The 10,466-nt window shown below is 66.5% G+C and carries 11 protein-coding genes; 8 read left to right on the top strand and 3 right to left on the bottom strand.

From position 1 onward, the window contains the following. Positions 1–39: 39 nt before the first annotated feature. Positions 40–1,539 carry a class I adenylate-forming enzyme family protein gene (locus A5704_RS06715; protein WP_231968870.1) on the bottom strand — a complete coding sequence of 500 codons (1,500 nt, stop codon included), beginning with the start codon at positions 1,537–1,539 and terminating at the stop codon, positions 40–42. Continuing rightward, complete coding sequence (locus A5704_RS06710) at positions 1,536–2,633, bottom strand: LLM class flavin-dependent oxidoreductase (protein ID WP_231968867.1); 1,098 nt, start codon at positions 2,631–2,633, stop codon at positions 1,536–1,538. Before A5704_RS06710 ends, A5704_RS06715 begins: the two co-directional genes overlap by 4 nt. A 79-nt stretch (positions 2,634–2,712) precedes the next feature. Here A5704_RS06710 and A5704_RS06705 point away from each other — a divergent pair, with 79 nt between their 5' ends. From A5704_RS06705 to A5704_RS06675, 7 genes are all read left to right on the top strand, one after another. After that, a complete protein-coding gene (locus A5704_RS06705) occupies positions 2,713–3,540 on the top strand; it encodes a MaoC/PaaZ C-terminal domain-containing protein (RefSeq protein ID WP_067888058.1) in 828 nt (275 codons plus the stop codon). Positions 3,541–3,542: 2 nt separating this feature from the next. Further along, positions 3,543–4,181: a TetR/AcrR family transcriptional regulator gene (locus tag A5704_RS06700; protein ID WP_067888055.1), complete on the top strand. Its 639-nt coding sequence runs from the start codon at positions 3,543–3,545 to the stop codon at positions 4,179–4,181. Beyond that, positions 4,171–4,920, top strand: coding sequence for an SDR family NAD(P)-dependent oxidoreductase (locus tag A5704_RS06695; RefSeq protein WP_067888064.1), 750 nt, complete (start codon positions 4,171–4,173; stop codon positions 4,918–4,920). Before A5704_RS06700 ends, A5704_RS06695 begins: the two co-directional genes overlap by 11 nt. A gap of 70 nt (positions 4,921–4,990) precedes the next feature. Continuing rightward, positions 4,991–5,758, top strand: a complete 768-nt coding sequence (locus tag A5704_RS06690) for an enoyl-CoA hydratase-related protein (RefSeq protein ID WP_081665400.1) — start codon at positions 4,991–4,993, stop codon at positions 5,756–5,758. A 6-nt stretch (positions 5,759–5,764) separates the two neighbouring features. Further along, entirely contained in the window at positions 5,765–7,405 is a 1,641-nt protein-coding gene (locus A5704_RS06685) for a class I adenylate-forming enzyme family protein (RefSeq protein ID WP_082954793.1), read from the top strand. Next, positions 7,402–8,043, top strand: a complete 642-nt coding sequence (locus A5704_RS06680; RefSeq protein ID WP_067747124.1) for a nuclear transport factor 2 family protein — start codon at positions 7,402–7,404, stop codon at positions 8,041–8,043. The genes A5704_RS06685 and A5704_RS06680 overlap by 4 nt, the downstream gene beginning before the upstream one ends. Next, positions 8,043–9,170 carry an acyl-CoA dehydrogenase family protein gene (locus A5704_RS06675; protein ID WP_231968864.1) on the top strand — a complete coding sequence of 376 codons (1,128 nt, stop codon included), beginning with the start codon at positions 8,043–8,045 and terminating at the stop codon, positions 9,168–9,170. Before A5704_RS06680 ends, A5704_RS06675 begins: the two co-directional genes overlap by 1 nt. Before the next feature lie 5 nt (positions 9,171–9,175). Here the strand turns inward: A5704_RS06675 and A5704_RS06670 are convergent, their stop codons facing one another. Next, complete coding sequence (locus tag A5704_RS06670; RefSeq protein ID WP_082950287.1) at positions 9,176–9,985, bottom strand: SDR family NAD(P)-dependent oxidoreductase; 810 nt, start codon at positions 9,983–9,985, stop codon at positions 9,176–9,178. 155 nt (positions 9,986–10,140) lie between these two features. Here A5704_RS06670 and A5704_RS06665 point away from each other — a divergent pair. Further along, on the top strand, positions 10,141–10,466 hold a 326-nt coding region (locus tag A5704_RS06665; RefSeq protein ID WP_156675555.1), incomplete at its 3' end, for a TetR/AcrR family transcriptional regulator.

Raw genomic sequence — 10,466 nt, 5'->3', positions numbered from 1 at the left:
CGTCTGCCACACCGGCAATGGCGGCCACACCACGTGTCGTCAACTTGCTGTCCCTTCGAAGAGTTCGCGCAGCGCGGGTTGGCTGACCTTGAGCGACGGCGTGCGGGGCAACTCCTCGACGATGATCAGGCGGGCCGGGACGTAGTAACGGCTCAATCGTTCACGCGCGTAGGCGAGCAGCTCGTCGGGCGTGGCGCGGGCGCCGTCGGTCAACTCGACCGCCGCGACCGGCACCTGGCCGAGCCGTTCATCGTGCAGGCCGGTGACCCCCGCGTCGCGGACAGCCGGATGATCACGGAGCACGCCGACGATCTCGCCCGGATTGACCTTGAACCCGCCGCGAATGATGACGTCGTCGGTGCGCCCGTCGATGAACACAAAGCCGTCGGCGTCAACCCGGCCGAGGTCGGTGGTCCGCACCCAGTTCCCACCTTCGGTGCGAACCTCGATGCGGCCCCGCTCACCGGGCGGCATCTCGGTGTCGTCCTCGAGGGACATGACTCGAATCTCCCGGCCGCGCTGCGGGCGCCCCACGCTTCCCCGTTTGGCGGTCGCCCATTGCCGGTGCAAAGCGAGGTTCCAACCGGCCACCCCGCCGGCGAATTCCGTTGCCCCGTAGGACGGCAGCACCGCGACGCCGTAGCGACATTCAAACCTGGTCTGCACGTCAACCGGCAGATGTGCGGTCCCCGAGGTCACCACCTCGACGCTCGAGAAGGCTTCCGGATCCACGCCCGCGTCGAGCACCATCGCCATCGCCGACGGCACCAGGCTCACGGCCTTCGGTCGGTGCCGCAGTAGCAGATCCACAAATTCGGGAACGCGGAATCGCTCGAGGAGCGCGATCTTTCTTCCCTCGCAGATGTTGAGCAGAGTGCGGAACAGCCCGGACATATGCACCAGCGGCGAGGATACGATCGCGACGCCCGAACGCAGTCTCGGTTCTGAGTCGTGCCCGGCGCCAACACTGTAATGCGCGCTCGCCGCCGCGACGGTGTGCTCAAAGGAGCTGTAAGACAGCGGTATTCGCTTGGGCGGACCGGTCGTGCCGCTCGTCAGCATCTCGACTGCCACGCCGTCACCGGGCGGGCGGAACGGGCCCGGTCCGGACTGTTCCAGCCCCTCGACAACGGTCGCGCCGGCGGGGTCACTCGATACGCGAACACCCAGCGCCCCGGCGGCGGCGTCGACCACTCCTGTGCGCTCCCAGTCGATCGGTAAGGCCACCACCGCAGGCAACCGCAGCTCGCGGATGTCCGCGCAGAGCCCGGCGTCACCCTGGGACGGGTTGATCGTGACCACGCAGCCGCCGGTCAGCAGCACCCCGAGCACGGCGCCGACCATCGCGGGGTGATTGCGCAGCACCAGCCCCACGGGGGAGCCCTCACCCAACCCTGCAGCCCGCAGACAACTTTGGAGGCCCGCGGCGGTGTCCGACAATCCCTGCCAATCCACCCACCGGCCCTCATGCTCGATCGCGGGCGCCCGCGGGTCGATCGCGAGCACCGCGCGGATGCGGTCGGCGAGTTGCTGGTTCAAGCCGCGGCTGCCGCGAGCTCGGTCGCCGCGGGGATCACCTCTTGGGCGAACAACTTCATCGACTCGTACACCTTCGTGCGGTCCATGGCGCCGCCGCGCGACATGCGCAAAATGATGTTGCGCCAGCCCATGTCGATGACGGTACGCATCTTATCGACGATGCGGTCGGGGTCGCCCATCAGCGTCAGGTGCGAGTTCAACACCTGCTCGTAGCTCTGCTTGTCGTGTTTCTCGAACCAGTCCGAATACGCCTTGTAGTCGGCCGGTATTTCGCCGCCGCGCTCGAACGGGCTCGAATACTTCCGATGGGTCTGGATGGAGAGCTCGACGCTCTCGCGCGGGTAGCTGCGGGCGAACGCATCGTCGGCGTGACAGAAGGCGTTGAGCAGCGCCCACACGTTGCCGGTTGCGGCGTCAAGTCCCTTCTGGGACTGCACCTTCAGGTAGATGTCCAGCGCGCCCTGCAGATCCGGGTCCACCTGGTAGGGGTTTCCGATGATCGCCCCGAAACCCTTCTCGGCCAGCCACTCGAAGCTCGACGGCGTCTTCATCACCGTGCCCCAAACGGGGATCGGCTGCTGCACCGGCCGCGGGTAGATCGTGACGTCCTCGATTTGGAAGTACTTGCCGTGGAAGCTGACGTTCTCTTCGGTCAACAGGCGGCTGACGATTTCCACGCACTCCTGATATCGGCCCGTGGCCTCGTCCATCGAGATACCGAAGCCCTTGAACTCATGCGCCTGGTAGCCGCGCCCGAAGCCGGCGTCGAAGCGCCCGCCGGACAGGACGTCGACCAAGGCGATCCGTTCGGCCAGCTGAATGGGCTCGTGGAAGGGCGCCACCATGCACGCGGTGCCGATGCGGATGCGTTCGGTCTGCGCGGCGATGGCCGTCGCCACCTGTGGCAGGTCCGGGAGCATGCCGTAGGGGGAGAAGTGGTGTTCGGCCAGCCAGATCTCGTCGTAACCGAGTTCTTCCGCCCAGCGCGCTTCCTCCAACACGTTGGCCAGCACCTCGCGTTCGCTGAGGTGGTTGGGTTTGTCGCCGAGGATGAACACGCCGAACCTCATGTCGGTCCCTCCCGCTTTCCGCATCGGGTAAAAGTAGTTGCACTGACTGCCACAATAATGCACGATTGAACACATATCGTCAATCCGTCTAGTGGGAGGTGCCGTGGCTCTGCTCGACTCTGCGGTCGGAACCGCTTTGCCGCCGAACACCTTCCGCTGGAGCGAGACCGACGTGATCCTCTACGCGTTGGGGGTGGGCGCCCGCCCGCCGTCCGAGCTGAGACTGCTCAACGAGGCCTGCGGCCCGGATGTCCTGCCGACGTTCGCCCTGGTGGCCAACTGGTGGGCCGTCAAGGACTTGCGTGCCGTGCTTGACCTGGGTACGTATCCGATCGTTCACTCTGCGCAGTCGCTGGAACTGCATCGGCCGATCGGTGCCAGCGGGGAAATGTCGGTGCAAGCCGAGGTGTCGGCCGTATGGGACAAGGGCAAACACGCCGCGGTGGAATTGACCAGCCGCGGCGCCGACCCGGACGGGACCGTGTTCGTCGCCAAATCCCAAACCATGGTCCTCGGTGCGGGGGGATTCGGTGGCGACCGTGGGCCCGCTGCCGAACCGGACCCCGACGGGCCACCGGACGCTGTGTTCGACGACGTCGTCCGGCCCGAGCAGGCCGCCCTCTACCGGCTCTCGGGCGACCGCAACCAGCTGCACATCGACCCCGAGGCGGCCCGCAAGTACGGCTTTGACGACGTCTTCCTGCATGGCCTGTGCACGCTGGGATTCGCCGCCCGAGCGGTGATCGACCGGATCGCCGACGGTAACCCGCGGTCGCTGACATCCTTAAGCTGCCGATTCTCAAAGCAGGTGAAGCTCGACGCCCCGCTGCGGACGGAAATCTGGCGAACCGAAGATTCGGTGCGTTTCCGGACCCTGCAGGGTGACGCCGTCGCCCTGAGCTCCGGAACCGCCACGCTGGCAGGGGTATGAGCATGGACCAACGACGGGCCCGCGGGTTGCGCAACCGACAGGCGCTCATCCACGCGGCGATCGAGCTGTTCGGCACCCAGGGCTACGAGGGAACCACCGTCGACCAGATTTCGGCGGCGGCCGGAGTCGCGCCGCGCACGTTCTTCCATCACTTCGCCACCAAGGAAGACATCCTGTTCGACGGCTACGCTGAGCGGCTGCAGGAGGCGATCCGGCGTTTTCGTGCCGTGCGCTCCGACTCACTGTGGGACGCACTCGCCGAGACGTCGGTGGCGGTGGCGCAGGCGATCGTCGATCAGCCTGACATCTTTTTGGTGCGCGCGCGGATGTACCACGGCTTGCCGGCCTTGCGCGCGACGATGCTCCGGATCAACGAGGACTGGATCGACCAACTCACCACGGAGGTGGCGCGATGGCTGGGCAGCGAAACTCAGCCGGACTTGCGACCGCGCCTGGCCGCCACGCTGATCAACGCCGCCAACCGCGCCGCCATCGATTCGTGGGTCGCCGGCGGTGGCAGGGGTGACTTGTCGCAACTGATGGCCGAATCAGTGGAGTTGGTGCGCCCCTCGATCGTCGCGATCGAGCGCACCGGCAAGGCCCCCGGGACCAGACGGGCGGGTGGGCAGCGTGTCGGGTGACTTCCACCCCCTCGCCGTCGTCACCGGGGGAGCGCGAGGCATCGGAGAATCGATTGTGGCCGCGCTGATTCGCGGCGGGCATAGGGTGGCCGCGATCGACGTGAACGCGAAAGCCATTGCCCGTGCCCAGGATTCGGATGATGCGAGATCCGGGTTGCTCGTCCCGATGAACGTATCGATCACCGACCGAGACGCGGTCGAGACCGCGCTGAGCGCATTGGCCGACCGGTACGGGCCCGTTCGAGCATTGGTCAACAACGCGGGCATGACGCTGCCCGGCACGTTCCTCGAGCAGACCGACGAGGACTGGGACAGCATCGTAGCCGTCAATCTCAAGGGCACCTTCGTGATGGCGCAGGTCGCCGCCCGGCAGATGGTCGCCCACGGCGGCGGGGCCATCGTGAACGTCAGCTCGGTGTCGGCACACGGCGTGCGCACCGGGCCGCCGGCCTATGCGGCAGCCAAGGCCGGTGTCGAAGGTTTGAGCCGGTTGATGGCCGTTCAGCTCGGTCTGCACGCCATCCGGGTCAACACCGTCGTGGTCGGCACCACCGCGACCCCGTGGTTGTTGTCGCGCAAGACCGAGGACGAGCTGGCGCAGATGCGCCGCACCACTTTGACCGGCGACATCGGTGAGCCGGACGACGTGGCGGGCGTGGTGGCATTTCTCTGTTCACCCGCGGCCAAACACGTCACCGGCCAGCTGATTTCGGTGTCGGGTGGGCAGTGGATGCCATGACGACGACTCGGAACGACAAGACAGATGTTGATGTAGTGTTTAGTGCTACGAATCGATGCCAAGGGATGTCGTGGAACTGAAGAGAATCCTGTTCGACGTCAGCGAGCAGGTCGCCACCATCACGATCAACCGACCGGAGCGGCTCAACGCCACCGACGACCTGACCCGCACCGAACTCGGCATCGCGTGGGCACGGGTGCGGGAGGACCCGAACATCCGGGTCGCCATCATCACCGGAGCCGGCGACCGGGCGTTCTCCGCGGGCCAGGACATCCGGGCAACGGCCGAGGGTGGCATCCGCAACAAGGTTCCCGGCTCGCGGCTGCACCACAACGTGTGGAAGCCGGTAATCTGCGCCCTCAACGGAATGGTCGTCGGCGGCGGCCTGCATCAGGTCGCCGATGCCGACCTCATCATCGCGGCCGAGCACGCCGAGCTGATCGACACGCATCTGGCCGTGGGCAACGTGTTCGCGCTCGAGCCCGCCGTGCTGCTGCGCAGAATGCCGCTGTCGATGGTGATGCAGCTCGGGCTGATGACCAAACAGGGCCGGATCAGCGCGCAGCGGGGCTACGAGATCGGCCTGATCAACGAGGTCGTGCCCGCGGACCGGCTGCAACAACGGGCGCGCGAAATCGCCCTGGACATCGCGAAACTCTCGCCTGCGACGGTCCAGGCGTCGATCAAGGCGATGTGGAGCAGTCTCGATGTCGGGTTACGCGCGGCCAACGACGTCGCGTATCGCTATGTGCTGCAACACCAGCTGACCCACCCCGACTACCGGGAAGGGATGCTCGCGTTCGCGGAAAAGCGGGAACCGCGGTGGGTAGTGGAATGACGCGCGATGAGTGAGGCGGCACGGACTTTCGCCTACGAACAGATGCCGTACGCAGCGGTCGTCCCGGCGATGCTGGTCGACCTGGTAGCCGCTTACGGAGACAACGACTTCGTCATTTCGACGACGGGCGGGGGGACGATCGAGCGAATCACCTATGCGCAGGCCGCTGCTCGGTCCGCCGAGATGGCGCGGCGGTTGCTCGCGGCGGGCGTCACCAAGGGCGTTCGGGTCGGAATCCTGGCGCCGAACGGACCCGATTTTGCGGTCGCCTTCCTGGCTGCCACCCGGATCGGCGCCGTGGCGGTGCCGATCAACACCTTCTTTCAGCCGCCGGAGTTGAGCTGGCTGCTGCGCGACGCCGACATCCACACCCTGCTGTCGGTCGACTCGCTGCTCGGCAAGGACATGCTCGCTCGTGTCGGAAGTGCTGCGGGCGAGTTACCGCCCCCGGGCGCGCCGCTCGGCCTCGAACGGCTGCCCCAGTTGCGCAACATCTTTGGGCTTGGCGACAGCGAGCGGACCTGGCCCAGTGCATGGCCGGAGCCGGCGCCCGAAACGTTTCTGCGTGCGTGCGAATCGACGGTCCGCCCGTCCGACGACCTGGTCGTCATCTACACATCGGGAAGCACCTCGGACCCCAAGGGCATCATCCACACGCACGGCACCGTGATTACGCACTCCCGCTTCGTCGCCACCCAGCACGAGTGGAAGCCCGACGACCGGGTCTACATCCCGATGGTGTTCTTCTGGGTCGCCGGGCTGGTCTTCGGTCTGCTCGGGCCGATGCAGACCGGCGCCACCATTCTCACCGAGCACAAGTTCGACGCCGGCGACGTGCTGCGCCTACTCGAAACCGAGCGCGCCACTTACGCAACGGGGTTCCCGCACGTCGGCAGGGCACTGGCGAATCATCCCGACTTCGCCTCCGCCGATCTGTCAAGTCTGCGCGGGGGATACCACCAGGTGCTGCTACCGCCGGAACTGCGCGCGGCCGATCCGTCACTGCTGGTGACGCAGTTGGGGATGACCGAAACGTGCAGTTCCCACACCTGGTGGCCACCACACGAACCGGTGCCCGAAAGCAAGCGCGGTTCACTCGGGGTTGCCGCACCCGGCTACCAGCACAAGGTCGTCGACGAGTGCGGTGCGGAGGTGCCCAACGGCACCATAGGGGAAATCTGCGTGCGGGGAGTCGCGATGATGCGCGGCATGATCGGACGGCAGCACAGCGATCTGTTCGACGCCGACGGCTGGTACCACACGAGAGACGCCGGATACCTGGACGACGAGGGTTTCCTGTTCTTCACCGGACGCACCGACGACATGATCAAATCCTCTGGCGCCAACGTCGCACCGGTGGAGGTCGAGGCGGTGATCGGCGGCGTCGACGGCGTGCGGATCGCCTATGTCGTCGGCGTTCCGGACGCGGACAAGGGTGCGCTCGTCTGCGCCGTGGTTGTGCTCAACCAGGGGCGGTGCGCCTCGCAGGATGAACTCGCGGCGGCATGCCGCAAGGAACTCGCCGCCTATAAGGTTCCGAAGCGGTGGGTGATTCTCCCCGACGCCGATCGGCTGCCGTACACCACCACGAACAAGATCGACAAGCCACGGTTGGTGCAACTTGTCACCTCGGGGGAGCTGGCATGACCGGGTTGGAGGCGCGGATCGCCCGCCTGGAGGCTATCGAGGAAATCCGTCAGCTGGCGGCACGGTACGCGGTGGCGTTGGACATGCGCGACTTCGACTCCCTGGCAAACCTTTTCGTCGACGACATCGGGGTGCCGGGCAAGCGCCGCGGCCGCGACGCGATGCGCCAATGGTACGACGCCGAGGTTCGTCCGACGCTGCTGGGCAGCGCGCACGGTGTCCTGGGCCATGTCATCGACGTCCACGACACCGACACCGCGAGCGGACTCGTCTACTCGCGTAACGACTTGGAAACCGAGGGCGCGTGGTTCATCGAGCTGCTGGCCTATCTGGACCGCTACGAAAGGCGGGACGGCCATTGGTATTTCGCGCGCCGCATCCCGCTGTTCTGGTACCGAAGCGACATCACCGACCCGCCGGTCGGTCCGCGGAAGGTGCGCTGGCCCGGCAGCCCGAACCAGGACGGCTCGTTCCACCATGCGTTCCCGTCGTGGGAGGCTTTCTGGGCCGCCGACCCCGGCCGCTTCGACGCGCCGGTCCCGGCCCCGGCCGCCGTCGGCGATTGGCTGCGCACCCTGCGCCAGGGCGCTGAAGCACCGCGGGTGAGCCCGACCGGTCGCGCGCCCGCGGAGTCGTGATGTCTGGTCGTGCAATGGGTTTCGGATTCACCGACGAGCAGAATGAGCTGCGCCGCGTCGTGCGCTCTTTTCTCGAAAGCAAGGCCGACGAGGCACGCGTGCGCGGCCACATGGAAAACCCGGTGGGCTACGACCCGTCGCTGTGGGCGCAAATGTCCGACGAGCTGGGCCTGGTGGGGCTCGCAATCCCGGAAGAATTCGGCGGTCAGGGGTACACGTTTGTCGAACTCGGCGTCGTGACCGAGGAATTGGGGCGCGCCCTGGCTCCATCGCCATACTTCGCGTCGGCGGTACTGGCGTCGAGCGCGCTGCTTGATTCGGGTGACTACGCGGCGCAACAACGATACCTGCCGGGCATCGCGTCCGGAGCGACCATCGCCAGCCTGGCCGTCACCGAGGAGTCGGGCCGCTGGGAAGCCGGTGCGATCCACACGCGGGCGCGAGAAACGGCACACGGCTGGGTGGTGGACGGAGCCAAAACCTATGTCCTCGATGGCTGCAGCGCCGATGTGCTGTTCGTGGCCGCCCAGGCCGACTCCGGATTGTCGTTGTTCGCCGTCGACCGGTTCGACAGCGTCGCCCGACGCGCGCTGTCCAGCCTTGACCAGACTCGAAAACAGGCCCGCATCGAATTCACCACAACGCCGGCCTCGCTCGTCGGTCATTTGGGCGGCGCGGAGGAACTGTTGCGGTCGACCCTCGCGCTTGGCTGCGCCGCGCTGGCCGCCGAACAGGTCGGCGGCGCGCAACGCTGCCTCGAGATGGCCGTCGCCTACGGCAAGGCCCGCAAACAGTTCGGCAAGCCCATCGGCTCATTCCAGGCCATCCGGCACAAGTGCGCCGATGTATTCCTCGATATCGAATGTGCCCGCGGGGCAGCCTATTACGCGGTGCGGGCCGCGGCCCAACGCTCGCCAGAACTGCCGGCGGTGGCGTCGCTGGCCAAGGCGTGCAGTTCGGAGGCGTATGCGCGGGCCGCTGCCGCCAATATCCAGATTCACGGTGGGATCGGATTCACCTGGGAGCATCCGGCCCATCTGTACTTCAAGCGGGCTCAATCGTCAGGGCACCTGCTGGGCGACGCGTCCTATCACCGGGGGCTCCTCGCGGACGAGATCGGGCTCTGAGGGGGTCAGAAGTCCGTGCCCCCGTCGATGTTGACGGCCGCGCCGGTCATGAAAGCTGCCCTGTCGCTGAGCAGGAAGGCGATCAGCTCGCCCGCTTCTTCGGGACGCCCGCCGCGGCGGAGGGCAACCCGCATGTTCCAGTCCGGGTTGCTCGCGAGGTGCGTATAGATCGCGTCCTCCAGCGCCACCCCGTACTCTGCCGCCCGCCGGGCGCGGATGAAGTCGTTGACCTCGGTGTCGAACAGCCCCGGGCATACGGTGTTGACCCTGATGCCCTCGGGGCCATGTGTTTTCGCCAGGATCTTTGACAAGGTCAACACCGCCGCCTTGAGCGCGTTGTACGGCGGAATCAGGATCTTCGGCGCCCGAACGGAATACGCGGCCGTGGTGACGATGGTTCCACCGCCATTGCGTTGCAGGTGCGGGATGACCGCGCGGCAGGAGCGCACGGTTCCCATCAAAATCAACTGGTAATACCAGTCCCACGACTCGTCGCCGTGTTCGAGGAACGGCCCCTGTTGATTCATCGGTCCCGCGGTGACGGCCAGGCCGCGCAGCGGCCCCAGGCTCGCCGCCGCCTCGTCGACAGCGCGATCCACCCCGTCGCCCGGGGCGGCCGCGTCGACGGCGATTCCGACCGCCCGCACTCCGTAGTCTGCGGTCAATTGCTCGGCCCGCGCTCGAGCACGCTCTCCGTTACGAGCCAGCAGCGCCACGTTGGCGCCGTCGGCCGCGAGCTGCCGCGCGGCGGCGAACCCGATACCGGTCGTCCCGCCGACGAGAACGAAATTGCGTCCCCCCAGGCCAAGCTCCACGCGCTGCCCTCGTTTCTGGCGTCACCGCCGACGTCAGCCATACTAGACAGCAGTACGATGTGTGTCGCAATGACTACTATCCCGGCCCAGTTCAGTGACGAATTGGCCCATCAACGGAACACAACGCCGAAATTTGTCGCGTAGCATAGAGCGACATGTCGACGAAACCCGCCCCTGCCGATCTGGAATCGGACGGGGAATTCGATCGCCGAGACCAGATCCTCGAGGCGGCGAACGAATGCTTCACCCAGCTCGGCATCCAGCGCACCAGCGTGCAGGACGTCGCGCGAAAAGCCAACGTGTCGCGGGGCACGGTGTACCGGTACTTCGAAGACCGCAACGTGCTCATCCACGCCGCAATCGAATTCGGTGCGCAGCGGTTTTATCGTGAGGTCGCTTCCGCCATGTCCAAGAAGAACACGCTGGCTGAGCAGGTCGGCGCGATGGCGGAAACCCACGCGAAAATTCTGCTCGACCATCG

Origin of the sequence: Mycobacterium sp. E735 (assembly GCF_001666955.1) — a bacterium.
In the GTDB taxonomy this organism is placed as follows: Bacteria; Actinomycetota; Actinomycetes; order Mycobacteriales; family Mycobacteriaceae; genus Mycobacterium.
The sequence above is the reverse complement of the archived record's forward strand: the minus strand, read 5'-3'. Positions and strand labels throughout refer to the sequence as shown.

Excerpts from the sequence above, each read along its gene's own strand:
- A5704_RS06685 (WP_082954793.1), top strand. The coding sequence starts at position 5,765 with ATGAGTGAGGCGGCACGGACTTTCGCCTACGAACAGATGCCGTACGCA.
- A5704_RS06680 (WP_067747124.1), top strand. The coding sequence starts at position 7,402 with ATGACCGGGTTGGAGGCGCGGATCGCCCGCCTGGAGGCTATCGAGGAA.
- A5704_RS06675 (WP_231968864.1), top strand. The coding sequence starts at position 8,043 with ATGTCTGGTCGTGCAATGGGTTTCGGATTCACCGACGAGCAGAATGAG.
- A5704_RS06700 (WP_067888055.1), top strand. The coding sequence starts at position 3,543 with ATGGACCAACGACGGGCCCGCGGGTTGCGCAACCGACAGGCGCTCATC.
- A5704_RS06710 (WP_231968867.1), bottom strand. The coding sequence starts at position 2,633 with ATGCGGAAAGCGGGAGGGACCGACATGAGGTTCGGCGTGTTCATCCTC.